Origin of the sequence: Sporosarcina sp. E16_8, from assembly GCF_017347095.1 — a bacterium.
GTDB lineage: Bacteria > Bacillota > Bacilli > Bacillales_A > Planococcaceae > Sporosarcina.
In genome coordinates, this window is record NZ_JADPRZ010000001.1 from 225,023 (window position 1) to 251,677 (window position 26,655).

General features: G+C 41.6%; 24 protein-coding genes. 8 read left to right on the forward strand and 16 right to left on the reverse strand.

From position 1 onward, the window contains the following. Positions 1–43: 43 nt before the first annotated feature. Positions 44–1,273: a nucleotidyltransferase gene (locus I2484_RS01080; protein ID WP_346014137.1), complete on the forward strand. Its 1,230-nt coding sequence runs from the start codon at positions 44–46 to the stop codon at positions 1,271–1,273. A gap of 384 nt (positions 1,274–1,657) precedes the next feature. On the opposite strand, the gene I2484_RS01085 is transcribed toward I2484_RS01080, so the two are convergent. After that, positions 1,658–2,704 carry a SepM family pheromone-processing serine protease gene (locus I2484_RS01085; protein ID WP_207149165.1) on the reverse strand — a complete coding sequence of 349 codons (1,047 nt, stop codon included), beginning with the start codon at positions 2,702–2,704 and terminating at the stop codon, positions 1,658–1,660. A gap of 128 nt (positions 2,705–2,832) precedes the next feature. Here I2484_RS01085 and I2484_RS01090 point away from each other — a divergent pair, with 128 nt between their 5' ends. Continuing rightward, the gene (locus tag I2484_RS01090) at positions 2,833–3,753 is read left to right on the forward strand and encodes a hypothetical protein (RefSeq protein WP_207149166.1); all 921 of its coding nucleotides are present in this window, start codon (positions 2,833–2,835) and stop codon (positions 3,751–3,753) included. Positions 3,754–3,799: 46 nt separating this feature from the next. Here I2484_RS01090 and coaD read toward each other — a convergent pair whose 3' ends face one another. The 3 genes from coaD to I2484_RS01105 are packed head-to-tail and all read right to left on the reverse strand — an operon-like array spanning position 3,800 to position 6,280. Then, the gene (gene coaD, locus I2484_RS01095) at positions 3,800–4,285 is read right to left on the reverse strand and encodes a pantetheine-phosphate adenylyltransferase (protein ID WP_207149167.1); all 486 of its coding nucleotides are present in this window, start codon (positions 4,283–4,285) and stop codon (positions 3,800–3,802) included. 10 nt (positions 4,286–4,295) lie between these two features. Further along, a complete protein-coding gene (rsmD, locus tag I2484_RS01100; RefSeq protein ID WP_207149168.1) occupies positions 4,296–4,844 on the reverse strand; it encodes a 16S rRNA (guanine(966)-N(2))-methyltransferase RsmD in 549 nt (182 codons plus the stop codon). Continuing rightward, positions 4,841–6,280 (reverse strand): hypothetical protein, encoded by a 1,440-nt coding sequence (locus I2484_RS01105; protein WP_207149169.1) that lies wholly within the window; start codon positions 6,278–6,280, stop codon positions 4,841–4,843. Before I2484_RS01105 ends, rsmD begins: the two co-directional genes overlap by 4 nt. Before the next feature lie 96 nt (positions 6,281–6,376). Between I2484_RS01105 and I2484_RS01110 the strand changes: the two genes are divergently transcribed. After that, positions 6,377–6,772: a DUF7147 family protein gene (locus I2484_RS01110; protein WP_207149170.1), complete on the forward strand. Its 396-nt coding sequence runs from the start codon at positions 6,377–6,379 to the stop codon at positions 6,770–6,772. Between the two features lie 3 nt (positions 6,773–6,775). Here I2484_RS01110 and I2484_RS01115 read toward each other — a convergent pair whose 3' ends face one another. After that, positions 6,776–7,048: a YlbG family protein gene (locus tag I2484_RS01115; RefSeq protein ID WP_067211526.1), complete on the reverse strand. Its 273-nt coding sequence runs from the start codon at positions 7,046–7,048 to the stop codon at positions 6,776–6,778. 500 nt (positions 7,049–7,548) lie between these two features. On the opposite strand from I2484_RS01115, the gene I2484_RS01120 reads away from it, so the two are divergent. After that, complete coding sequence (locus I2484_RS01120; RefSeq protein WP_207149171.1) at positions 7,549–8,460, forward strand: glycerophosphodiester phosphodiesterase family protein; 912 nt, start codon at positions 7,549–7,551, stop codon at positions 8,458–8,460. A 456-nt stretch (positions 8,461–8,916) separates the two neighbouring features. Here I2484_RS01120 and I2484_RS01125 read toward each other — a convergent pair whose 3' ends face one another. Both I2484_RS01125 and I2484_RS01130 read right to left on the reverse strand, forming a co-directional pair. Further along, entirely contained in the window at positions 8,917–9,357 is a 441-nt protein-coding gene (locus tag I2484_RS01125) for a YlbF/YmcA family competence regulator (RefSeq protein WP_255550868.1), read from the reverse strand. Positions 9,358–9,414: 57 nt separating this feature from the next. Then, positions 9,415–10,857 carry a UDP-N-acetylmuramoyl-L-alanyl-D-glutamate--2,6-diaminopimelate ligase gene (locus I2484_RS01130; RefSeq protein ID WP_207149173.1) on the reverse strand — a complete coding sequence of 481 codons (1,443 nt, stop codon included), beginning with the start codon at positions 10,855–10,857 and terminating at the stop codon, positions 9,415–9,417. A 106-nt stretch (positions 10,858–10,963) separates the two neighbouring features. Here I2484_RS01130 and I2484_RS01135 point away from each other — a divergent pair, with 106 nt between their 5' ends. Then, positions 10,964–11,695 carry an amino acid kinase family protein gene (locus I2484_RS01135; RefSeq protein ID WP_207149174.1) on the forward strand — a complete coding sequence of 244 codons (732 nt, stop codon included), beginning with the start codon at positions 10,964–10,966 and terminating at the stop codon, positions 11,693–11,695. 13 nt (positions 11,696–11,708) lie between these two features. Here the strand turns inward: I2484_RS01135 and I2484_RS01140 are convergent, their stop codons facing one another. Beyond that, positions 11,709–12,779: a CAP domain-containing protein gene (locus I2484_RS01140; RefSeq protein WP_207149175.1), complete on the reverse strand. Its 1,071-nt coding sequence runs from the start codon at positions 12,777–12,779 to the stop codon at positions 11,709–11,711. A 459-nt stretch (positions 12,780–13,238) separates the two neighbouring features. Between I2484_RS01140 and I2484_RS01145 the strand changes: the two genes are divergently transcribed. Both I2484_RS01145 and ytvI read left to right on the forward strand, forming a co-directional pair. Next, complete coding sequence (locus tag I2484_RS01145; RefSeq protein WP_207149176.1) at positions 13,239–13,604, forward strand: YugN family protein; 366 nt, start codon at positions 13,239–13,241, stop codon at positions 13,602–13,604. Positions 13,605–13,749: 145 nt separating this feature from the next. Beyond that, on the forward strand, positions 13,750–14,808 hold the full coding sequence (gene ytvI, locus I2484_RS01150; RefSeq protein WP_255550869.1) for a sporulation integral membrane protein YtvI: 1,059 nt from the start codon (positions 13,750–13,752) through the stop codon (positions 14,806–14,808). Between the two features lie 435 nt (positions 14,809–15,243). Here ytvI and I2484_RS01155 read toward each other — a convergent pair whose 3' ends face one another. The 7 genes from I2484_RS01155 to cyoE form a co-directional block, all read right to left on the reverse strand. Beyond that, positions 15,244–15,705 carry a DUF420 domain-containing protein gene (locus I2484_RS01155; RefSeq protein ID WP_207149177.1) on the reverse strand — a complete coding sequence of 154 codons (462 nt, stop codon included), beginning with the start codon at positions 15,703–15,705 and terminating at the stop codon, positions 15,244–15,246. Between the two features lie 43 nt (positions 15,706–15,748). Further along, complete coding sequence (ctaG, locus tag I2484_RS01160; protein ID WP_207149178.1) at positions 15,749–16,672, reverse strand: cytochrome c oxidase assembly factor CtaG; 924 nt, start codon at positions 16,670–16,672, stop codon at positions 15,749–15,751. Positions 16,673–16,890: 218 nt separating this feature from the next. After that, positions 16,891–17,238, reverse strand: coding sequence for a cytochrome C oxidase subunit IV family protein (locus I2484_RS01165; RefSeq protein ID WP_207149179.1), 348 nt, complete (start codon positions 17,236–17,238; stop codon positions 16,891–16,893). A 1-nt stretch (position 17,239) separates the two neighbouring features. Next, positions 17,240–17,866: a cytochrome c oxidase subunit 3 gene (locus I2484_RS01170; protein ID WP_207149180.1), complete on the reverse strand. Its 627-nt coding sequence runs from the start codon at positions 17,864–17,866 to the stop codon at positions 17,240–17,242. After that, complete coding sequence (gene ctaD, locus I2484_RS01175; protein WP_207149181.1) at positions 17,866–19,740, reverse strand: cytochrome c oxidase subunit I; 1,875 nt, start codon at positions 19,738–19,740, stop codon at positions 17,866–17,868. The genes I2484_RS01170 and ctaD overlap by 1 nt, the downstream gene beginning before the upstream one ends. Positions 19,741–19,774: 34 nt before the next feature. Next, on the reverse strand, positions 19,775–20,845 hold the full coding sequence (gene coxB / locus I2484_RS01180; protein WP_207149182.1) for a cytochrome c oxidase subunit II: 1,071 nt from the start codon (positions 20,843–20,845) through the stop codon (positions 19,775–19,777). A gap of 100 nt (positions 20,846–20,945) precedes the next feature. Next, positions 20,946–21,863, reverse strand: coding sequence for a heme o synthase (gene cyoE / locus I2484_RS01185; protein ID WP_207149183.1), 918 nt, complete (start codon positions 21,861–21,863; stop codon positions 20,946–20,948). 325 nt (positions 21,864–22,188) lie between these two features. Here cyoE and I2484_RS01190 point away from each other — a divergent pair, with 325 nt between their 5' ends. Beyond that, a complete protein-coding gene (locus I2484_RS01190; RefSeq protein WP_275956868.1) occupies positions 22,189–23,100 on the forward strand; it encodes a COX15/CtaA family protein in 912 nt (303 codons plus the stop codon). A 107-nt stretch (positions 23,101–23,207) separates the two neighbouring features. Here I2484_RS01190 and pyc read toward each other — a convergent pair whose 3' ends face one another. After that, positions 23,208–26,645, reverse strand: coding sequence for a pyruvate carboxylase (pyc, locus tag I2484_RS01195; protein ID WP_207149185.1), 3,438 nt, complete (start codon positions 26,643–26,645; stop codon positions 23,208–23,210). Between the last annotated feature and the right edge of the window lie 10 nt (positions 26,646–26,655).

Below are 26,655 nucleotides of genomic sequence, written 5' to 3' on the forward strand. Positions count from 1 at the left end.
CGTCAGCCGCATAGGTATAATTAATATTCATTGTAGCAAAGGAGTGTCGAATTTGAAAGCTTCAGGAATTATAGTCGAATATAACCCGTTCCACAACGGGCATCTTTATCATGCGATTCAAGCGAAAATAACAACTGGGGCAGATATTGTTATTGCCGTCATGAGTGGTAATTTCCTTCAACGAGGGGAACCTGCCTTTGTTGATAAATGGGCCCGTGCGAACATGGCCTTGAGAAACGGCGTGGACATCGTTTTGGAGCTTCCTTACGCATTCGCAACATCTAATGCCCCAACCTTTGCCCGAGGCGCTATTCAACTACTGGACGCTGCTCAGTGCAGTGCCTTCTGCTTTGGCAGCGAGGATGGTGAAGTAGAATCTTTTGAAAGAAGTCTTCTTCTTCTAAAACAAGCCGGCGACAATTATGAACAAACTGTGAAAGATGCTGTCAGACGAGGAATCAGTTATCCGAAAGCGTTAAATGAGGCTTATATCATGGCTACCAATTCTTCAACAATTGTAGGACCGCTAGCCGACCTCTCAAAACCGAATAACATTTTAGGTTTTCATTACATGGAAGCTGCTGAGAAGATTTGCTCCGAAATGAAAGCTGTCACAATTCCGCGCATTGTCGCCCAGTACCATGACGACGCTGTAGCAGGTAACCCAATTGCGAGCGCAACGGGAATCAGAAAATCCTTTTTTGAATCAGATACTCTCGGGGCGATAATAGACTTCATGCCCGATACAGCACACGACATACTACACGGCTGGCACGCCGAAAATCAATCATTCGGAAACTGGTCGACTTTCTATCCCCAGCTCCGTTTCACAATTTTACGTGAAGGGCCTAAACGTCTCGCTGAGATTGCAGACATCACGGAAGGAATTGAGAATCTCTTGTACCGCGCTGCAGCAAATAACGGCACCTTTGAAGGCTTCATGAAGGATGTGAAATCCAAAAGGTACACTTGGACTCGACTCCAGCGCATGCTTACTCATATATTTACCGGGTTCACGTACGATATACGGAGCAGTATGAAAAACCCATCCTATCTACGTTTACTTGGAATGACCTCTTCCGGAAGATTATATTTGAATGAACATAAAAAAAGGCTGAAGCTTCCTCTTGTCAGCAAAGCAGCCGCCTTCTCCAATCCTTCACTTGATTTCGATATCCACGCAGCGGATATGTACGCACTTGGGATCGGCAACGGGACTTCTAGTTCCCGAATTGGAGTCGATTACACCACACATCCCATAATCGTTCAGTGAAGATATAAAAACAATCTCTAGGAGCACGAAGAAAAATGCATTGTACCAGTTACTGACACCACTCATGCACTTCGAATTGTGGAAGCAGCTGGTACCACACTCTGGGTACCAAAGCACACACTAAACAATCACCAGTAGCACGAAGAAAAATGCATTGTACCAGTTACTGACACCATTTGTGCCCTTCAAATTGTGGCAGCAGCTGGTACCACACACCGGCTACCAAAGCACACACTAAACAATCACCAGTAGCACGAAGAAAAATGCATTGTACCAGTTACTGACACCATTTGTGACCTTCAAATTGTGGCAGCGGTTAGCACCACACACTAGGTACCAAAGCACACACTAAACAATCTTTAGGAGCGTAAAGGACATGAAGATTTACTTCTCTTCCAGTGTCTCCAAATAATCAAGTGCATCATCTACGGTTTTCACCGGCACGATTTTCATTTTCGTGCCGATTTTCTCTGCCATGTTTACAGCTTCTTCGTAATTAGTCAATATTCCAGGATTTGCCGCCCTTACTTCATCAGGCAAATCATCTGCTGGTGCGAAGAATATTTCCACGTCTTGGCGGGATGCCGCAATAACTTTAAAATCCGCTCCCCCAATTCTTCCAACGGTTCCATCCTCCAACATTTCTCCAGTTCCAGCAATGTTATATCCTTTTGTGAGGTCTTCATCAAGCAGCTGATTCATAATTTCAAGCGTGAACATCAATCCCGCAGACGGTCCACCTATATCCGATGTTTTGAATTCGACTTCCGGCTTGGTCGTGAGTGTCCGATCCTCTTCAAAACGTACGCCGAGCCCTGCACGCCCATCACTATCGGGTATCTCTTTCAAGACAAGCGTTACATCGAGCTTCTTGCCATCCCTATCCAACGATATCTTTACCTCATCTCCCAATTTCTTATCTGCGATAAGTGTAAAGAATTGTCCCGATTCCTTCAGTTTCACGCCGTCAACCACATGAATCTTGTCTCCAAGTTCCAAGATACCATCTGCCGCTCCCCCTTCGAGGACCATCATGACAAATACACCATCATACTGAATATCAACAGGAATACCCGCTTTTTCAAAAGCAACTGTAATTGCATTAAACTGTGAACCAGTCATGAGTTTCTTCTGCCGGATTTTATATTCCTTATCATTTTCTCCATCTCTTCTTACATTTTCAGCAGGAAGAAGCTTCTTCTTATCGGTGAATTTTGATAAAACATAAGAAGCTGGTGTTGCTTTTAGTACGGAAATTGTCATAAGACTGAACGTCCCCTGATCGTTGTCATCTCCGCCTATCACCTCGACGAGTGGATCCAAGTCATAAGCTCCTCCCGGCTGCGATATATAAGAATCGAGCGGGTAAATGAACAAAATGGCTAAGATGACAAGCAAAACACCTATCATACCGAATTGTTTCTTTCTCATTTTAGGTACACCTCCGTTAATAGCCTGTACTTTCTTTACATATATATAAGTGTAGCACCAAAAAAAGACTGACAAAAGATTTATAACTAATTTTTCGTCATGCTTGGAAATCGAAAGGAGCCGAGTGCGTGGTCAACGGAATACATGCACGCCTATATCATATGATAAATCTTTCAGTCGTTTGGGGACTTATCATTCTGTTCATTTTACAGCCAAGCGTCGCACATGCCGGGGCCGAAGCTGGCGCACAGTTATTTATCCATGCACTGCTTCCTTATTTGCTGCCCTATATTATATTGACACAATGGCTTTTAAAAATGCCAATTCGTACACGGAAAGCACCGAAGTGGAAGCGTTTTTTGAAAGCATACGTACTCGGATCTTTTGGCGGATTCCCGGTCGGTGCCGTAACAGTAACCGAAATGATGAAAAACGGTGAATTATCTCAGAAGCAAAGCGGTCTACTTCTAGCTGCATGCCATGCACCCGGACCGATGTTCATCATTGGCTTCGTCGGAACAGAACTATTTGGAAATGTAGGCTCAGGGTGGAAGTTGCTTGCAGCCATCCATATCGCAAATATTATATTCTTTTTACTGGCAGTAGCTTTTCTGCACCGCGAAAGCGATTTAGATATACCTCTTTCGCAACTTCCGAAGAAAGTAAAAGGGGTACCGCTTCTTGACGCTATCAAGGAAAGTTCGACAATCATTATTCTTGTCGCAACGACCGTCATTTTCTTTTCTTCTCTCGGAACCGTGCTGTCAACAGTCTTTACTTCGGCATTCACTGTGGAAATGGGAATTTCAAAGACAATCGCCTTAGCCATTTTCGAAATGACATCAGGTGTTCAATCAGCAACAGATCATTTTTATGGCTTGCCGATTTTCCCTTTTCTTATCGCCGCAATCATTTCAATGAACGGAATGAGTATCCATATGCAAGTTTTTGTCATCGCAAAGACCTGCAATATCTCTATGACCCCTTACGTAATAGGTCGAATTTGGAGCGTCATTGTCGTTCCTATAATCTTCTACCTTATCTATTAAAAAATGGTTATGATGAAAATTCAATTTCATCATAACCATTTAACAATCAACGAGTTTGGTATTTCTTTTTCAATGCTTCTTCAACTTGCATCGGCACAAGTCCTGAGATTTCACCGCCGTACTTTGCCACTTCTTTGACAATACTCGAACTCAGGAACGAATACTGATTGTTGGTCATGATGAAAAACGTCTCGATACTCTCATCGAGGAATCTGTTCATGGACGTAATTTGCATTTCATATTCAAAATCGGAAACAGCACGCAATCCGCGAACAATTGCAGATGCTCCAACACTTTTGGCATAATCAACAAGCAATCCAGAAGACGACTCCACTTTCACGTTCGGAATCACAGACGTCACCTCTACAATAAGCGCCATACGCTCTTCAACAGTAAACAATGAGTTTTTTGACGAGTTATTCATCACCGCAACTCTAACGTCACCGAAAACCCTCGCTGCCCTTTTGATAATATCTAGATGTCCGTTCGTCAACGGGTCAAAACTTCCGGGCACAACTGCAATTTTCGACATTATTGAAACCTCATTTCTCATAAATAGATACAGCGCTATTTCCATACACTGAACTTTTTATCTTATTATAAATACCATACGCTTCTGGTAATTCCAATTGCTTTTCATGTTCACATACGATGACAGCGTTTTCAGTCAGAAGGTCCGCCACTACAAATTTTAGCGCTAAATCATAAAATGCTGTTTCCGCATACGGAGGATCGATAAAAAGAATCTTTGCTTTCTTCCCTTGCACCTGCAAAACGTTAACCGCATTTTTAGCATCCGTACATTGGATATGTAATTCTTCCGTAAATCGGCATTTTTCCGCGTTCGCTTTTATTATCTCACATGCTTTCGCACTTTTTTCAAATATGAAAGCCTCATCGATTCCTCTTGATAAAGCTTCGAGGGACAGAGATCCACTACCGCCGAACAATTCCACGGCAACTCCACCGTCAAAGTAGGGCCCTATTATATTGAAGACGGACTCTTTCACTTTATCAGATGTTGGGCGTGTATCTGTCCCCTGTAAAGATTTCAAGGGGATACCTTTTCTAGTTCCTGCAACAACTCTCACTTGTCGACCTCCTCTACCTGTGTTGACATTCTGACGATATCAATCGTATCTGCCGTTTTATCGATACCTAATAGGAACAACCGTTTAAACCAGCTCTCTTCAAAATAAAAATCACCTTCTAGCACTTCAAATGGCATCGTTACAACATCGTATCTTTGTTCATTGTAGACATAAAAAAGTTCTTTCTTGGGGAATCTAAAATTCCTAATACCGTTTTCAATGTAAATGGACCGCGCATTCGATTTGATGGTATAGCCCGCAAGGTTTAAGATCTTCTTCGCAGGATACAGGGTTTTTCCATCTATCAATAGGATTCGAATATCTGTAGTGCTTGTGCCATCAAACTTGATTTCTCGCGGATCTTCGATGAAAAACGGATGGGCAGCTGTATCATCATGAATATTTTTCATGAAGTACGATGTTTTAAAGCCAGTTACCTCTCCGACTAACGCGTCCAAAACAGATGCATTAAGCTCTTGCCCTGTCATATTATTCAACATTTCTTTGAATTCTTCAAGTTCCTTTACTGTAATTGATTCCGTAAGAACCTGATAAGCTTTACGTGATTTCCCAAGTCCTATTGGCGTCTCCCCTAAAATCGAAGCTACCAGTTCGGCCGTCATGCGTTCGTTTTCCGGTATTTTAAATCGTGCATACATACTTTCCCTTAGTAATCGGACAGATACTTTATCCACATCCACATTTTTCGAAACGATAAACCGCGTAGCATTAACCGCAGGACGTGTATCATCAATTACAATCGTTGAATGGTTGGCATCAATTGCTTTAAGTACGTTATCCACTTCCCCAAGTCGCTCAGTACTGCCGCTTTCTCCAAATACCGAAAACCTATCCCCAGCATAGAGTATGGGTAAATTATTCCGCTGCCAATAAAGATCCTTGACCTCACCATTGCCACGGAATAACGCATAATTGATGTTGGTCATTTTTTTAGTACCAACCCGCTCCAAGCCATTTACCCATAACCCACCAATCCCTGTTTCGTCAGTCATATGGAATAATGTGTACGAGGCAGAAGAACCATGTAGACCAGCGAACGGTTCATTGAATAAAGCTGTTTGTTTCATAGGGCCCTTTTTGGGTATTTCATACGAAATGGATTGACGTTCATTGTCCCCTTCAAGAAAGGCTATCGAATTCTCGTCCAATCGATTACAGGACGTTGCGTCCGCAAGATAACAAGTACGATTGGTGCTAGCTTTTGGCCATACAATCTCATGGCGTGCGTCAGATAAGCCGCTGAAGTGCTGGCGGACATGAAGGGCATCGGGACGATTTATTACTTCAATCTCTTGGGTGAACGTTGCAGCACTAAGCCCTTTGCTATCTGCGCCAACCGCTTGATAATAATGCATATAAATTAAAAGGCCGTTCACAATCAGTAAAAGAATCATACTCCTTACGATAAATTTCAAATCCTACCCCCCTTAGAATGGATTGATGAATGCGCCTTCGCGTTCACAATGGTATGATGAGTCTAGATTTACGTATTCAGAGAGGTAGTGTTATGTATGATATTAAACCAACGATTCATAGAGCTCGGCGAAGGATATGGAGACGTTTATGAACTATGTGAATTAATCAAGACAAATAGCGACCGCCTGCATAGGACATTCATCTTATCCTCAGAAACGCCATCAGGTCATGCACTGTCACTTGCAGCAGCCTTCGAACCTGCAAATGACGGTAAGTTCATGCCTATTTACATTTGCCGAGAAGGAATCATCCAGCAAGATACCATCAAATCGAAAAGAAGATTGCTCTTTGAAGAAACAGCGGAAAGAGTTGGTAGCACACCAGCTGTTATCGTGTTGAAAAACTCTTCAGTATTTGCTGAACGGGAGTTGTTCTTTCAATACACAATTGGTATTCTACGCATCAACAAACTGCTTCCCCCGTTAAGATAATTCTTATAATCCGGTTTTATAATCATATTCTTTCGCTTTATCCGGTTTGGCATTTTCATATTCTGTTTTCACAAATGGGCGGTATGATGGCAAAACCTTTTTTACAGATGGCAGACGTTCTATTTTTCCCATGACCGTATCGACATCCTCCATATTGCAATAAAGGACAACATACTTCATAGTACGTGATATATAATGGACATGACCGTATTTTCGAAATGATTTTGCTTGTTTCAAATGATGAAGATAGACAATAATACCTTGACGATCGATCATAGATTTCCCCTCTTTTCCTAACCCATACAATACCATAGGACTGAAAAGCCCTGCAACAAAAGAAAAGCGTAAGGCGTCGTGTAGCCCCGACAAGCGCTGGAGGGCCCCAGGAAAAAGGCGTTCTTTGCCTTTATATTCAAGAAGGAAGGCAGTCTAAAACGCCACTTCCTGTGGCTACGACTGCATGACCTACATCCTGTAGGCCCAAGCGACTCGAGGGGCTGACGCCTGAAGCTGGACAAAAAGAAAAGCGGAAGGCGTCGTGTAGCCCCGACAAGCGCTGGAGGGCCCCAGGATAAAGGCGCTCTTTGCCTTAATATTCAAGAAGGAAGGCAGTCTAAAAACGCCACGTCCTGTGGCAACGACTGCATGACCTACATCCTATAGGCCCAAGCGACTCGAGCATCTGGCGCTATAGCTAGACACTGAACATTGCTGACAACTTTTATTTTTTGCACTATAATAGGGGAAATAGAGCTGATTCATAAGGAGGCATCTAAATGGGTAGAAAAACAAATGTGGCTCTTACAGTAGGTGCGGCAGGCGTTGCCGCGTGGGCGGCTTCGAAAGTTGTCGCAAAACCGGTACCACGTGAAGGTAAAAAAGCACTTGCTTTCGATAAACCAGTCATTCTTGCCCACCGAGGTGGCCTAGCAGAAGCTCCTGAGAATACATTAGCCGCATTTTCAAAATCAGCCGAGCTTGGCGTGCATGGATTTGCGGTCGATATCCGGTTAACAAAAGACGAGGAAATCATCGTTTTCCACGATGATTTTGCAGATCGAACAACAGATTTCTCTGGAAGAATTGCCGACTATACCCTAAGCGAATTGAAAATGGCTGATGCAGGTTATCAGTTTGAAGACGAGGGCGGAAATCATTCTTATCGCGGAAAGAATGTAGAAATCCTTTCCCTTCGAGAGCTGATACAAAAGTTTCCGCATATGCTAATTGCTATCAATCTGAAAGATCCTCCTGATACATACGAAGGAAGCTTGATACCTTCCAAACTCTGGAGACTTCTTGAAGAGCTGGGTGCTGAAGACTGTGTCGCTGTTACAAGTTCATATGATGAACAGACTGATAGATTCAACTTATATGCACAAAATAAAGTAGCTACCGGTGCGGGTGATAACGAAGTAAAAAAAGCATATGCCTCTTTTACAAGTTTGTTTGGTCATCTCTATAGCCCGCGTGCCGACTTGTTCAGTATTCCAGAAAAACTGGGCGTATTTTCTCTTGGCACTGAAAGTTTCATCAAGTTTCTCAGCCAAATTAATATTCCCGTTTATTTTGAAGGCGTGAATGATAAAGAGTCATTCGTTAAACTTCTACATGTTGGAGCAGCAGGTTTCATCACAGATAGACCGTCTATCGCTATGAAAGTCGTGCAAGAAAACATAGCTGAATAAACGAAAACAGGTTGCACCCCATGTCGACTTTCCGACACGGATGCAACCTGTTTTTTAATGTCTAGACTCCAGGCGCCTGTTCTTGCTTTGGAAATCATAAAATCTCGTACTGTGGATAAACTGCGAAAGGCGATATTTCACGTCTAGACTCCAGCGCCTAGAGGCTCGGAGGCCCACAGGATGTGGGTCACGCAGACATTGCCCCAGGACGCGGCGTACTTTGGCTGTGTTCCTTTATTTGTCGGTCCGGCTAGGAAGGATTGAACTGCATCCTTCCCGGGCAAAGAACGCCGCTTGGGGATGCAGGTCATGCAGTCGTTGCGAACTTAGACTGCCTATCCTTTACCCGTCTTATGCCTGCCGCGGGCCTACAGGATGTAGGTCATGCAGCTGTTGCCACAGGAAGTGGCGTACTTAGGCTGCGTTCATTTGTAACAGGCGCTTCCGCTTTTGTTTTTAAGCCGAACACGAACAGCCTCCGCCAGTGCCGCAACTTCCACCACAAGATGAGTCGGAAAAGAATGCACTGCCAGCTGGAACTTTTACTTCATCCGAAACCGATTTAGCGATGATTGAACCAATTTCGTCAAATATATATTGAACGTCATTCTCAGCCAATCGAAGCGCCGCAACCCTGTCGTTCATATCAAGCTCACGTTTTTGAACTCGGATGCTTTTCATTACTATATTATGATCCGGATGGTATCTTCCGAATCGTTGGACTTCTTCATAACGTTCCTTCATTGTCGCGAACTCTTGAATTGATTTCACAAGTTCCGTGTCCGAATAAACATCATCATGGGCTTTACGGTATTCAGCCACCGCTTCAGAAGAAAGCAGCATTGCCGTTAGGTCTTCTGCATCTTCAATGATGGTGATCCATTCGTCTGTCATCATAGAATGATCCCCTCCAATCATCCATATATCATAACAGAAGAGATGGTATACATGCACCTATTCAATATTTATTTCTTTAATATCCAAAAATGTTTTTTCAGAAAGAGCACGTGCTGCTTCATCAAGATCAGAAAATGGTATCAGGCCATCAGCAGTGTGCTGCGATTTTTCATGACCTTTGCCAGCAATAAGGACGATATCACCCGGTGCTGCACAGAAAATCGCTTTCCGAATCGCATATTTCCGATCGAGTACAGCTTCAATCGACGAACACTCTCCTCCGAAGCCCTCCATAATATCCGAAATAATTGCTTTAGGATCTTCATTTCTCGGATTATCTGATGTCACAATGACACTTGAAGAATACAGAACAGCGAGTTCGCCCATCTCAGCTCTTTTTCCTTTATCTCGTTGGCCGCCGCAACCAAAGACTGTAATCAGTCTTCCGTAACATGAATTGGACAGCGTCTGCAATACCGCTTCGAGCGCATCTGGCGTATGGGCATAATCTACGTACACTTTTACACCATCGCGCTCTAATTGCTGCAATCTACCTTCTGGAAGCACCAGAAGTTCGCAGTGCACTAAAATGTCATCTAAGTAATAGCCAAGGACAAGAAGTGCACTAATTGCCGCTAATGTATTCATCCGATTATAATGACCCAGTATATCCGGATTCATTTTCAGTTCTGGGACTCGGACGTCAGCCGACGGATTCACCCCAAAATAAACCAGTGGAACAGTTGCATTTTTAACCATTTTCACACATTGTTGATCATCATTGTTAACAATGATTGTTTTCGCCATTTGGATTAAACGCTTTTTAGCATTAATATAAGCAGTTTTTCCACCATGTTCTTCGAAATGATCCGTACCAATATTCAAAAATATCCCTATATCGATGTCGCAATGATCTAAACGATTTGAAGACAATCCAAGTGAAGATGCTTCAAGAACAATATGACTAACATTTTCATCAACACATTTTTTTAGTAATGGATGAAGATATTCCGCGGGTAATGTTGTCATTTTTGGGCAATCATAGTCAATCTTAATGCCATCGATAAAAATGCCCGTCGTACCGATAACAGCCACCCGATTTCCAAATTTGCTTAGTAACTGACCGATGAAATGTGTGACTGTCGTTTTTCCATTTGTTCCAGTCACAGCGATCACCTTCATTCTTTTAGAGGGGTTACCAACTAATTGTGCACTTGCATGGGACATGAATTTTGTGCAATCCGAAACCGTAATGACAACAACACCAGCAGGTATTTCAGACAAATTCGTTCTATCAATAACAATAGCTGCAGCACCTTGTTCAATCGCTTTTTTAATATACATCGCACCATCGCTTTGATTGCCTTTCCTCGCTACAAACACAGATCCTTTCTTTACCCGTGAAGAATCCTCGGTTATTCCCGTGACAACAATCCTGAGTTCCCCGCCATTGACTGTACAAGGCCAGTCTTTTATAAGCTCCGTTAAAAACAGCACCACTCTCCCCTTCCCGAACATTTTTCTGTGAAAATGAATATATTGAGAGCGAACATACTTTATCGTATGAAAAGAACTCAATGAACGTCACGAAGAAAGTTGGGAGCTTATGATCATCCAGAAATTCGGTGGGGTAGCAATGAAAAATGAAGCAATGAGATTGAATTGCATTAACCATATAAAAGATGGACTGAATGAGTTTGGCGATGTCGTCGTAGTCGTATCTGCAATTGGTCGCTATGGCGATCCTTATTCGACGGACAGCCTTCTTCAGCTCACGGATGCCTTTTCATCTTCAGCAGCCGCAAGCGACCTTGCAGTGTCGTGTGGTGAACTCATTGCTGCTGCAGTTATGTCTGCTGAACTAACACGGGCTGGCGTCCCAAACACGGTCCTGCACGGCATCCAGACTGGTATAATGACTTCTGGAGAATTTGGTGATGCCACGATTGACCACATCGACCCTGCCACTATTTTTGAATTCCTTAAACAAACCCGTTGTGTCATTATTCCAGGCTTTCAAGGAATTGATAACAACGGGCATGTCATGACACTTGGAAGAGGTGGCAGTGACTTATCTGCAATCGCGCTTGCTGCAGCACTCCAAGCCTCCCATGTAGAATTCTTTAAAGATGTACCTGGCGTTATGACTCATGATCCGCGCAAAGTAGAGAATCCCCGTAAAATTGACCTGCTGACGTTGGACGATTTCATTCAACTTCTAGATTGTGAAAGACCCGTCATTCAAAAACGGGCTGCATTACATGCAATAAAAACAGCGACACCTCTTTATATAAGAGGTGTCGCCAGTACGGAGACGGGAACATGGATTATTCCGTGAGCAGCAATGAATTTCATTGCTGCCTTTTTTCTTCTGCAATCTCACGAATCATAACTTGTGTAAAATACTTTCCATATGCACCTGTCCCAAGATGCGTGACTTCTTTTTCAAACAGGACTTCACGGTGAGCGGGAGAATTAAGCCAACCATGGACCGCCTCTATTGCATCCACATAGTCAAAAGCAATATTTTCCCGGGCTTTACGATGTTCAATTCCCACTTCTTTTAACCTATCTGCAAGATTACCGGTCACAGGAGATTCATGGGAAAAGTAATTTTCATGCGCCATATCCTCACTATGTTTTCGCGCCACAACAGCTAGATCATAATCGCTCAAAAGTTCATTAAATCCATGATTTTTTCGATAAAGGTTAGTTAAATCGAAAATCTGACGCTCCATTGCCCGATCCACTTCCATCTGCATTGTTGACGATGGACGATTAGAACTGACGATTTCGCCCATATAAGCCATGTCATAGGGTTGGTGTAGAATTAGTGTAATTGGATCAATAAAACGAATCGCTTCCAATACCCCATCCACACCGTCAATATATAGCTGTGCATAGACATTTTCATATTCAATAAGCAATCTATTTTTCACATCTTCACTGTTCAATGTAAATGTATAGATACTTTCCCCAATTTGTACAGCCACTTCTGACTCAACAATCGTAAATCGATGGATGTCTTGCACATCCTGCCCAATCTCAAAAGGTTCAATATGGGAGGATAAATCTGCAGTATAAACTTGGTTTACTTTTCCTTCCCAAACACCTACCATTAACTCCTGTTTTTGTTCATATATCCACCAATCGTACCCATAGTTCGACGGCTCAATGCGGTCTGGTTTACCTATCTGTTCAAATAGACCGTCTACACTCTTACCAACAAGCAAGGATAGGCCAGTTTCAGGCCGCGCAGCTTGCTGTAGCGGCAAACCATCTCCGCTTCCAGGTACTGGAATGGCCGTTCCATGTTTCACAGGTGACTCAAGTGGTTTATTCTCTTTTACTCGATCATCCATAATATAAAATATCAATAGGACGATGATAAGCAAAAGTATTATTTTCCAAAGTACTTTCATTTTTCGACCTACTTTCGTGAGTACATAGTTTTGTCGGTTCTTTTAAGGTTAACACTACTTTATATATTGAACACATGAATACCTATATAAAACGAGCGCAGGCACCTTACAGGGGTAGCCAACCGAACAACGAAGAGTTCGGTTTGTATAATTTCTGCGTTCTTCGCAGAAATTATACAGTTAATGCCAAGAGGTTATTCTATATAGGCTTATCTAGCATAGGGCGGCAGGCACCCCCTTGCGCCGCAGCGGATTCAATAGGATATCTTTAATTAAGCATATATAACCGATGTCCTCTTTCATTATACTTCGTCATCCTGTTAAAAATGTTGAGTATTAACTTATTTATTAAATCATATGTTTCTTGACACAATGTTGTCATTGCAACTATTGGTGATTTGTTCTATTATAAATAGGTATAGGGAATTGGCTCAACGATATATAAGGAGGATATAAACTATGTATATTGAAGATACAGGCATCGAAAATATTGTTACCGACTTATCAATACTTGATGAAATCATGTTAAAACACGACCTAGTCCGCGCGGGTCAATGGGACTACGAACGGGCAACATTTGATAAGAAATATATGATCAAAGAAGGTACGTATTATTTGCGTGTATTCAGTTATACAACTGATGGCGATGTTGACACACGCCAAGCGACTATGATCCTTAAAAAACCGGTTGTCGGCAAGCATTACTATCCACATGGTGTTGAATATGGCGAAGGGGAACATTTCCCTGAAAGCTTACTTAAAGACTGTGTTGCAACATTGAAAGCAGTAAGTGCAGCACTAGAACCTTATAATCTTAAAAAGTAATTTTGCACTGAAGACTGGCGAACTCAATGTTCTCCAGTTTTTTTATAGCCATTTTGAAGTAAGACAACATCTTCTATACTTTACTACTCAATCAGCGATCCGTTGGTTATAATTGAAACAGCGAATTAATATGGAGGAGTGCCCATTGTCCAAATGGCTTACAAAACGTAATTTAATCATAACACTTACTTTAATAGTCATCATCTTGGTTAGTATGTTTATCTTGCCCGTTTCATTACCAATCATTTTCGCCCTGCTTACTGCGCTAATAATTGATCCCTTGGTAAGAGTGACTGAAAAGAAATTCAAATGGAATCGTAAAGTCTCAGTTATCTCAGTTTTCATTTTCATCCTCGCAATTATTACGTCCTTGTTCTATTTCACAGTCACACAATTGATTGGTAAAATTATTGATCTTACAATAGCAGCTCCCGGCTATTTTAATTCACTTTCAGGAATATGGATTGACAGTCAAAGTAAACTTTTACAATATACTGCAGGAATGCCCGAAGAGGTCGTCATTGGCGTCCAGAATGAATTTAAAAATGTCTTTGAATCAATACGCGAATCTATCCTTAATTTACTGAGCTATTCCAAAATTATGTCCCTTATGGCAGAGATCCCAAACTTCCTTGTCAGTTTTATCGTCTTCATAATTGCATTATTTCTATTTATGCTTGAATTGCCTGAATTAAAAAAGACACTATTCAGACATCTGACTACCTCGACAGCAGAAAAAGTTCGATTTATGATTACCAAACTTAATTCCGTAATATTCGGATTCCTGAAAGCACAACTGCTTGTCAGCTTCATCATTCTAGCAACCACTTTTGTCGGTCTCTTACTGATCATACCCAAATATGCAATTGTCATGTCGCTAGTCATTTGGATTATCGACATTATCCCTATTTTGGGTTCAATCATCGTTTTAGCGCCTTGGTCACTCTATATGTTTATCAGTGGTGATGTAGCGACCGGGACACAATTGGCCATTCTAGCAGCTGTCTTGCTGATTATACGACGAACTATAGAACCTAAAGTGATGGGATCTCAAATCGGCTTATCACCGCTCCCAACACTAATCGCCATGTTTATAGGACTGAAGCTATTCGGCTTCCTCGGGTTTTTTATTGGGCCATTAGCTGTCATTCTCTTTACAACAGCACGTGAAGCCGGAATCATCAAAATTAATTTTAGGATATAAAACAAAAAAACGTCTGTTGATTAACCAGTTACTTGCATAAAAAACGGGTGAATAGGGCTTGATATCCTCCATTTTGCTGAAAGTTCCTGCTCACTTTCAGCAAAATATTCATGACACGTTTGGCGAGGAATTGCAGTTCATTCCTCATTTGAGGGAAAAGTGTAGCGAATAGTTACCTGTCGCGTACCTACACTGTTCAAGTGAAAAATGCAGGTATGTTTGAAAGAAACGAATAGAAGACTTTCTATAGAGATTGTAAGTGCCCGAAGATACAATTTCGGGCACTTTTGCACGTTGTACAATGTTCTTCTTGCTTACTTTTAGCAAAGTTTAGGCATCTAGTCATGTAGCACCCAGTTTGTGGAGTGGTTATTTTTAGTTAATCAACAGACACACAAAAAAACGCTTTCACAAATGTGAGAGCGTTTTTCATCGTTAAAAACCAAGGATTGCTTTAAACATGGACGTTACTTCTCCACCCTTATAAAAAACGTAAAGAAGTAAATAAACAGCAACACCTGTAATGGCTGTGAAGAACCATATAACACTGGTGATTGGACCTAGCTTCCGATGCCTCACCAAATTATTCTTCAGCCCTGCATTAATCGTCACAGCACCAAATACGGCACCTGTTGTCGCAAGCACTATGTGAAATATTAGGAAAACCGTATAATAGATTTTCAAATCATCCGGACCGCCAAACGACGTATTACCAACCAATATAGTTCTTGATACGTATATGATTAAAAATAGAATAGCTGATACCGCGGCTGCCAGCATCGTTTTCTTATGCGCTTCTATTTTCTTTTTTCGTATTAAGTTCCATCCTATTGCAACTAACACAGCTGACAAAACAATAAAAAACGTACTGATTGTAGGTAGAATTGGCAGATTCATTCATTATTCCCCCTGTTGGTAAAATGTCTCTGTATTTAGCCTATTATCTGTACAACGTCATTCTTTGACGTTCCAATAATGCGTTAGCAGTAATTTCTTCTGCATTGTCCTGTTCTTCTCTATGCCATTTTATAAAAATACTGCCAAGGACACCAACATAAATGATTTCTTGGAATACTTTCATAATAATTCCGCCAAGTTGCTGATCAACTAATGTAGGCATATTGGTGAATAATTCAGGGCCTGAAATGCCTAAGCCCGCTAACCCTGAGAGTGTACTCGCGGGTACACAAAGCGCCATTGCCCGTAACCAAGATTCGCCAGATTTATATGTCTCATATACAGGTACATCTACAAAAATAATAAGTGAACACGCGGGTGTGATTAATATTGCGCTTAATATAATATAGCCTATTTTTTTCAAGCCATGAAGCTTTGGCTGCCCCTTCAACGTATTAATGATTGGCCACCAAAAAAACACTGCTGAAACAAATAATGTTAATGTAAAAATTGTATGCAGTGGAGCGCTCAATTTCACATTATCTAAAACAAGTGGAATATGGTAAATGGAAAACATACCACAGAATAACAATAGGCTGAGAACTGGTTTGGTGAAGAATGTCATTATGCGGTCAAGAATCTTAATATCAAAAACTTTTTTCCACATCCAATTAGGAATCCCCATCATGATTAATGGAGCAATCGCAAGCAATAGAACCGCCATTTGTACCATGTGAATTGAAAATAAGATATGACCAAGTAAATCTACAGGTGAACCTTTAACAACGTAAAGTAGAACCATCCCGGACATGAATAAGATTATTTGGTTTCTAGTAACGGGATGCGTATCTTGAAATCGATGACGCATTTTAGTCGTTAGTAATAAATATAAGACCATACCAAGTATGATAATCAGTAAGAACCACGGACTCCACAAAGCTCGAAATCCAAATATACTTAAAGGCATTGCCATCGCTCCCTTTTTAAAGTCTTTCTTTATTATAAAACTAAAAGCGCTGTAACTCAATGTACGAACTATGACAATTGATAAGTAAAGCTCAAGGCGCCGTCCAGCGCCTTAAGCTAGACACTGCTCCATGGTGAAAAACTCATACTTTCTTATCTTTTAAAAAGAAAAAGCCTATGGAGAATAAAATCTTCCATAGGCTTTCCCATCTATTAATACTACCACCAAACAATTGTTAGAAATGTTAACACAACAACGAATGCAAAAATGACTCCCGTATACATAAACATTTGTGGAATACCATGCCCTTTTTCATTCATGTGCATGAAGTAATACAATTGTAGACCAACTTGCACGGCTGCAAATAGCATCAGCGTTGGGATAATCAAGTATTTAGAAAATCCAATTACGTCAGCTTGATAAGCCATAACCATCGAGAACGACATAATCGTTAAGAAAATCATAAGCGAAAACATCATAATCTGACCGCGCATTGACTTACGTGCGCGTCTTTGCCCTAAGTTAAATTCAGCTGGTGACTTTTTATAAACGTGTACGTCCGACATGTTAACCTATCACTCCCATCAAGTAGACTACAGTGAAGATGAATACCCAAACAACGTCGATGAAGTGCCAGTATAACGAGAAAGTGTAGTACTTCGGCGCGTTATACAAGTTCAGGCCGCGCTTAGAGTTACGGAAGATGAGTAACGTAAGCCAGACAAGTCCGATCGCTACGTGGAAACCGTGTGTACCAACAAGCGTGTAGAATGCAGAACTGAATGCACTGTTGTCAAATGTAAAGCCTAATTTAATATAGTGTACAAACTCGTACACCTCGAGCGCAAGAAAACCAAGCCCAAGGAATGCAGTGATGACAAGCCATAGCTGCATTTTCTTGAAATTGTAGTTTTTCAAATGATACATCGCATATACACTCGTCAAAGATGAAGTTAATAAAAGCAACGTCATGACGAAGACAAGCGGTAATTCAAAAAGTTCTTGTGTCGAAAACTTAAATCCACTTGGTCCTTTGTTCTTTAAAGCAAGATAGGTCGCAAAAAGTGTTGCGAACAAGATTGTCTCTCCGCCAAGGAACAGCCAGAATCCAACAAATTTATTCTTTGCCTCTAACGTTGCTTTTTCCGGATGATCAGGCCACGTCTCAGGGGTGAATTTTTTATTCAAATCCATTATTTTTGTCCCCCTTTACGTTTCATATCTTTTAAGATGTCTTCTTTCTTAACATAGTAGCCAAGATCGTCTTTCAATGAACGCATTGCCATTGCAGCGAAAGTCCATACAAGACCAATTACAAGAACGGCCATTCCCCATGGTTCCTCAGTACGGAACATTGCACCAAATCCTGCAATGAACAGACCTAAACTCAACATGAATGGAATGAAAGAACCGTTCGGCATATGGATATCTTGAACGGGTTCAGCCGGAGTAATTCCCGACAGATTACCCTCCATTTTTTCGATGTACACTGTATCAAGACCACGTACTAGTGGTGTCTGCGCGAAGTTATAGAATAGCGGTGGAGATTCAATCGCCCATTCAAGCGTACGCCCATCACCCCAAGGGTCATTTGCTACACGTACATTTTTAATGGAAGTTACGATAATGTTATAAACCATAACCGTAATCCCGATAGCCATAAGTAATGCTCCTACAGAACTAATTACGTTTGCTGAGTTCCAACCTTGACCATCCATGTATGTAAATACACGACGCGGCATTCCCCAGAAACCTAACCAGTGTTGAATTAGGAACGTTAAATGGAAACCGAAAAAGAAGAACCAAAACGTCACTTTACCGAGTGTTTCATTTAACATTGTACCGAACATTTTCGGCCAATATAGATGAGTACCAGCAAGTATACCGAATACAGTACCACCCACGATTACATAGTGGAAGTGAGCAACAACAAAGTATGTGTCATGCAATTGGTAATCAAGTGGTGCAGTACCAAGCATAACACCCGTAACTCCACCCATAACAAACGTTGGGATGAAGGCCAATGCCCAAAGCATCGGTGTTGTTACTTTTATACTTCCGCCCCATATGGTGAGCAACCAGTTAAATATCTTAACTCCAGTAGGTATGGCAATTGCCATTGTCGCTACAGAGAAGATCGCGTTTGCTGTTGGCCCAAGACCAACTGTAAACATATGGTGAGCCCAAACCATGAAGCCTAGGAACCCAATAAGGACGGTAGCAAATACCATCGCTGAATAACCAAAAAGTCGTTTTCTAGAGAAGATCGTGAAGATCTCTGAGAAAATACCGAATGCCGGTAAAATTAGAATATATACTTCAGGGTGACCAAATATCCAGAATATATGCTCCCAGATAATCGTATTTCCACCCATCGTAGGATCAAAGAAGTTAGCACCAAACATTCTTTCAAATGTCAGAAGGAATAGTCCTACTGTAAGTGGTGGGAATGCGAACAGAATCATAGCCGATGCAACGAACGTAGTCCATGTAAATAATGGCATACGCATGTACGTCATCCCTGGAGCACGCATATTGATAATCGTTACGAGGAAGTTAATCCCCCCTAATAACGTACCACCACCGGCAATTTGAAGTCCTATTGCATAAAAATCAACACCATGTCCTTCTGATGCCATTGCTAGCGATGCGTAAGAAGTCCAACCTGCATCGGGAACTTGACCAAAGAACCATGATATGTTTAGGAATACCCCACCGAAGAAGAACATCCAAAAACCTAGTGAGTTAAGAAATGGGAATGCTACATCACGCGCTCCAATTTGGAGTGGCATAATGGCGTTCATAAATCCAATTAATATAGGCATGGCCGCCAGGAAAATCATTGTCGTTCCGTGCATCGTAATAATTTGGTTAAATATCCCCGCACTGACGAGATCGTTATTTGGCGTTAAAAGTTGCAAACGAATGATCATTGCTTCTATACCGCCGACTATGAAGAAGAATCCTCCACCTAGGAGATAAAGGATACCAATCTTCTTATGGTCGACTGTTGTAAGCCAGTCCCATAGCGTTGCGCCAAAACCTCTTTTTTGAGCAACTGAACTCAATTTGTTTACCTCCTCTTCAAATTCACGTTAATCGTTATTTTTCTACTGAAAGTCCCATGAGGTACTCAGCAATTGAATTTATTTCCTCGTCAGAAAGTTGTTCACCGAATGACGGCATCAAGTTTCCTGGCTTTTGTTTTTGAGTGTCAGAAATCCACTCAACTAGTTTTTCTTGCGTGTGATCCATGAATCCTGCAACGCGATTACGGTCACCAAATGACGCTAGGTTTGGTCCAATTGCTCCGCCTTCACCGACTGCAGATGTCGCATGACATGCAATACAGCTTTGTTGGAACAATTCTTCACCTTGACCGGCTGCAGCAACATCTGTCGCTTCTTCGCCTGTTGCTTGCATTGCTGTAACCCATTTGTTGAATTCAGCACGTGGCAATGATTTTACTTTGAAATCCATAAGTGCGTGTGATGGACCACAAAGCTCTGCACACTTGCCGTAAAATACTCCGTCTTTCAGGTCTTTCGATGCTTTATCAAACGTTAAATAAAACTTGTTTACGTTTTCAACGTTTGTATCGAGTTTACCACCGACTGCTGGAATCCAGAAGGAGTGCTTAACATCTGCTGCAAGAAGGTTGAAATATACTTTTTCTCCAGTTGGTACAACAAGTTCTTGTGCTGTAACAATTCCGAGTGTAGGGTATTCAAATTCCCACCAGTACAATTTCGCCGTAACATCAACAACCAGGTTTTCTGACTCTCCATCCTCATTGACTTCATTCATCGCACTGACATCGCTTAGTTTATATGTGTAATAAACTGTAGGGACAGCTAGAAGTAATACAAGGAGAACAGGAATAACCGTCCATACAAGTTCTAATGTATGGCTTCCTTCAACTTCTTCAGGAACAAAGTCCTCACCCAGTTTCGAGCGTCTAAAACGAACAATTGCAACTACATAAATAATCACAACTACTAGAATAACCAGTAACATGATTCCTGATGATAACATCAGCAATTTGAATTGGTCTTTCCCGACTTGACCGGCTGGAAGAAGTGTGGATAGTCCCTCCTGACCACATCCCGCAAGAAACACGGTAAGAGCTGCTAATAAAGAAAAAAGACGCCACTTTTTGAGTCCTTTCATCATCGCTTAATGATACCTCTCTTTCTAAAAAAATGTTTTTCTTGGTGCGAGGACTGCTGACCTCTTTATGTGAATTCCTATGCAAAGAAAGAATTCCAATATGTTAGATGAATATCGAGAAGATAATCATGGCAACAAAAAGGATCGTCATATAATTCAATGAATAGATGAACATACCCGTTGCCCATTTTATATCATCTTTCGCTTTAAATCCTTTAAGTGCTAAAAACAGCCACCCTATATTCAACGCGGTCGCAAGTACTAAGAAGCCTACCCCTAGTTCAGTAAGTAGAAACGGCAATGGAAATAAAAACAGAATCCAAGCCAACATCGATTTCTTCGTTCTTGCAAAACCTTTTACAACAGGCAGCATTGGAATATTTGCTGCACGGTATTCGTCTGTCCGACGCATCGCTAGCGCATAAAAATGCGGCGGTTGCCAAACAAACATAATCAGGAATAACGCCAAGGCACCTGCACCGAGTGCTGGTTCAACCGCAGCCCATCCGATTAAAGGCGGTATTGCCCCTGAAATACTTCCAACTACTGTATTAGCGACGTGCCTACGTTTCGACCACATCGAATAGAGTACAACATAACTGAAGATACCTGCAAGTCCCCAAAGACCAGCTGCTACAGAAGCAGAAAACAAAAGCACTTCGCCTACTACGATGAAAGTCAGCGCAAGTGTCAATACAGCCGGCGCCTTGAAACGTCCGGTAACTGTTGGTCTGGACTTCGTTCTCGTCATGACAGGATCAATATCACGGTCGATCAAGTTGTTAAGTGCCGCAGATCCAGCAATTATCAATCCTGATCCGAGAAGAGCAAAGACGAGCAAATCTATATTATGAAGAAAGTTTTTACCAGTGAACTGAAAAGCAAGGAATAGTCCCGTAAAAGTTGTGATCATGTTCGAATTAACAATGCCGATTTTAATGAGCGCAAGGAAGTCCTTATAAAGAGACGCTGTCACTACATTCGATTCGACAGGTGTGGAAATTGTATGACCGTTTGACAAGTTACCCCTCCTTCCAAAGTGGTGAGCGTTAACCGCTATAGCTAACTATAGCGAAATTCGGGTAGTATTTCTATACATATACAAAATTTCTACCGAATTCCTTGAAATATCGACACATTTATTACTGAACCCCCTCTATAGTAAATCATTTCGGTAGGTCTTTTGTGAAGTTAAAGCGTCTTCTTTATGAACAATTTGTGAAAAGGATCATTACTGAGGCATTTCCAGCCGTTCTTCGTTGTCTTTTTACTATTTTTTCGTTATCATCAAAAAAGCAGGGACCTTTTATACAATGGTCATCAATAAAAAAGTAGGTGTCATTTTTTTGCAATCTAATAGATATTTAAAATGGTTCGCCGTCGCTTCAACTGTCGGTATGCTTTTAATCTTACTCGGAGGCGCGCTTGTTACTAAAACCGATAGCGGTATGGGCTGCGGAAGACATTGGCCTGGATGTAATGGGCAACTTATTCCTGACGAGATTACAGCAGAAGTACTTATTGAATTTTCACATCGGCTTGTAACCGGATCTGTCGGAATCTTGATTGTCATATTAGCTGTCTGGTCATGGAGATCAATCGGACATATAAGGGAAACAAAATTCCTAGCAATCGCAGCAGTGTTCTTCCTTATATTACAGGCATTGATAGGTGCCGCTCAAGTATTATGGGGTCAAGGTGATTTCATACTCGCGCTTCATTTCGGCATTTCACTTTTAAGCTTTGCATCAGTACTTCTATTAACCCTTCTCATATTTGAAGTGGATCGAAAGTTTGATGCAGATAAGTTACAAATAGGTAAACGGTTAAAATGGCATACAATAGGTGTATCCATTTACTCATACTTTGTCGTTTATACCGGAGCACTCGTCCGTCATACTGAGTCTGGTCTCGCCTGTCTAGACTGGCCGCTGTGCAAGAACAGTGCATTCACCCTTCCGCGTAACATGTTTGAATGGGTTCAGATGGGTCACCGTACTGCCGCAGCACTTATCTTCATTTGGTTATTAGTCATCATGATTCATGCAATTCGTCATTATAAAAATCAGCGTGTCATCTATTGGGGCTGGAGTATCGCATTTATACTTGTAGCGCTCCAAGCAACAACAGGAATGATGGTTGTTCTGACAAGACTAAACCTTTATATTGCTTTGCTTCACTCTTTGTTTATCACGTTGTTATTTGGTTTGTTAACGTACATGATCCTACTTGTTTCGAGAAGTAAACTATCCAAATGAATGTAAAGGACTGGCCCTAGGCCAGTCCTTTCTACTTGTCTACCCAACTTATTAACATAAAAAACAAGGGCACCCGAATATAATTCGAGTGCCCTTGTTTTTTTATGTTAATGCTCCAATTCGATGAGAAGATCACCTGTAGCTATCGATTCTCCAGCAATTACATATATTTCTTTTACTATACCATCGAAAGGTGCTTGAATCGTTGTCTCCATTTTCATAGCTTCTGTGATGAGCAAATGTTCTCCTCTTTTCACTTTCGCTCCCTTTGAGACTGCAACTTTCAATACAGTTCCCGGCATAGTGGCAGCAATATGCGCAGCATTTGAAGTATCCGCTTTTTGTTTCCTAACTGTGACAGACTCAACACTCATGTCTTCAATAATGACTTCACGTGGTTGCCCGTTCAATTCGAAATAGATGACTCTTGTTGCATCTGATTGCGGTTCGCTAATCGACACTAGTTTAACAATCAACGTTTTCCCTTTTTCTATCTCTACTTCAATTTCCTCACCGAGCCGCATTCCATATAGGAATTCAGGCGTATCAATAACAGATACATCCCCGAACTGCTTATTGGTTTGGGAATATTCTTCGAAAACTTTCGGATAAAGGGCATAAGAAAGTACTTCATGAATGGTAACTGGACGTTCTAATTTAGTATTCAATTCATCCCGTAGCTTTTCAAAATTAACATCTTCCAATAGTTCTCCAGGACGTACAGTAATCGCTTGGCGATCTTTTAAAATGATTTTTTGAAGTTCAGCTGGGAATCCGCCATACGGCTGTCCGATATACCCTTCGAAAAACTCAATTACTGATTCCGGGAAGTCAATGGACTTTCCGCGTACAAGGACTGACTTTTCATCAAGTTCGTTTTGCACCATAAATAAGGCCATATCGCCAACAATCTTCGATGAAGGTGTCACCTTCACAACATCTCCGAATAACAGGTTAACCCGAGAATACATGCCCTTCACTTCTTCCCAGCGCTCCCCTAGACCTACCGCTTTCGCTTGTTGCTGTAAGTTAGAATACTGGCCACCAGGCATTTCATGAACATAGATTTCCGAATGTGGACTCATCATGCCACTTTCAAAGTGCTGATAATACTTCCGAACATCTTCCCAGTAGTACGATAAATCTTCAAGTGACTTCACGTTTGCACGTACATTGCGTTTACCGCCTTGCAGCGCGTAGTGTAGCGAACTTGCCGACGGTTGTGAAGTTAGACCTGCCATTGACCCTAAAGCCGTGTCAACGATGTCCACGCCAGCCTCAATCGCTTTGGCATACATATAAATACCGTTGCCACTCGTATCATGCGAATGTAGATGAATTGGGATGTCCACTGTTGCTTTCAATTCAGAAACAAGTCGATAGGCCGCCTCCGGTTTTAAAAGACCAGCCATATCTTTAATAGCTAGGATATGGGCTCCAGCCGATTCAAGTTCTTTTGCCATCTCTTTATAATAATTAACCGTATATTTCGCTCGAGAATCGTCAAGAATATCCCCTGTATAACAAATCGCGGCTTCCGCGACTTTCCCTGCTTCGCGTGTTGCGTCAATTGCAACTTCCATGCCTTTAATCCAGTTCAAGCTGTCGAAAATACGGAATACATCAATCCCAGCATCAGCTGACTTTTTAACGAACTCACGGATAACATTGTCAGGATAATTCGTATAACCTACAGCATTTGCCCCTCGGAACAGCATTTGGAAAAGTACATTTGGAATTTGTTCTCGCAGTTTTAATAACCTATCCCATGGATCTTCTTTCAGGAACCTATAAGCAACATCGAATGTCGCGCCTCCCCACATTTCATAAGAGAACAGATCTGGCATCAGTCTTGCCGATTCAGCCGCAATTGACGTCATATCGGAAGTACGCACACGTGTAGCCAACAAAGATTGATGTGCATCGCGGAATGTTGTATCCGTCAAAAGCACATCGTCTTGTTCTTTAATCCATTTGATTAGTCCTTCAGCACCGCGTTCATCTAAAATCTGTTTTGTACCCGGTTTTGGCGGTGTTAGAAGGTCAACTATTGGTTTTCTTACAGGATGAAGGACTGGCTTCGATTGTTTTCCGATTCCTGGGAATCCATTAACAGTAACATTACCAATATAATTCAACATTTTTGTTCCACGGTCTTTGCGTGCTGGGAATAGGAATAATTCAGGTGTTGAATCAATAAAGCTCGTATTATAGTTACCTGTTAAGAAGTTTTTGTGCTTTACGACATTCTCAAGAAACGGAATATTCGTTTTGATGCCACGAATCCGGAATTCCTGTAAGTTCCTGTCCATTTTTGAAGCAGCTTCTCTGAACGTCATACCCCATGTAGATACTTTAACAAGTAATGAATCATAGTACGGCGTGATGATAGCCCCTTGAAACCCGTTCCCCGCGTCAAGACGGACGCCGAATCCCCCGCCCGATCGGTAAACTGAAAGTTTTCCAGAATCTGGCATGAAGTCGTTCAATGGATCCTCTGTTGTCACGCGAGATTGAATTGCAAATCCAAATAACGGGATCTTGTCCTGTGTTGGAATACCCGTTTCACTATCATGAAGGCTTTTCCCATCTGCAATATGAATTTGCGCGTGAACGATATCAATACCCGTCACCATTTCTGTGATTGTATGCTCAACTTGAATTCTAGGATTTACTTCGATGAAATAAAATCGTCCATCCGATACAAGAAATTCCACGGTTCCAGCGTTTTTATAATTAACGTTCTTCATCACTTTTACTGCTGCTTCGCAAATTTCTTCCCTTAATCCATCCTCAAGCGAAATCGAGGGTGCTATTTCCACGACTTTCTGATGACGGCGCTGAATTGAGCAATCTCGCTCGAATAAATGGACGATATTGCCATATGTATCTCCAAGTATTTGAACCTCGATATGTTTTGGTTTATCAATGTATTTCTCGACATACATTTCATCCGATCCAAATGCAGATTTCGCTTCTGACCGCGCACGTTCAAATGCTTCGTTGACTTCTTCGGCAGAATTCACGATCCGCATGCCGCGTCCTCCACCACCAAGAGATGCTTTAATAATAATTGGATAACCATTGGATTCGCCAAACATTGCGACTTCTCTAACTGTAGAAACCGGACCGTCACTGCCTGGGATTACTGGAATTCCCGCTTTAACGGCTTGCTCACGAGCCTTTACCTTATCTCCAAACATATCAAGTTGCATTGAACTTGGACCAATGAAAATGATTCCTTCTTCTTCTAAACGCCTTGCAAATTCTCTGTTTTCGGCAAGAAATCCATAACCAGGATGAATCGCATTTGCACCAGAGTCTTTCGCTATCGCGATAATCCCCTCAATATCGAGATAAGCATCAATCGGCTTCTTACCTTCTCCGACAAGATACGACTCATCTGCCTTGTAACGATGGAATGACCCACTATCTTCCGTTGAATAAATACCCACCGTCGGTATATATAGTTCGGTACAAGCGCGAAAAACTCGTATTGCTATTTCTCCACGGTTGGCTACAAGGATTTTCTTAATCTGTTCCATCACAAGGCAC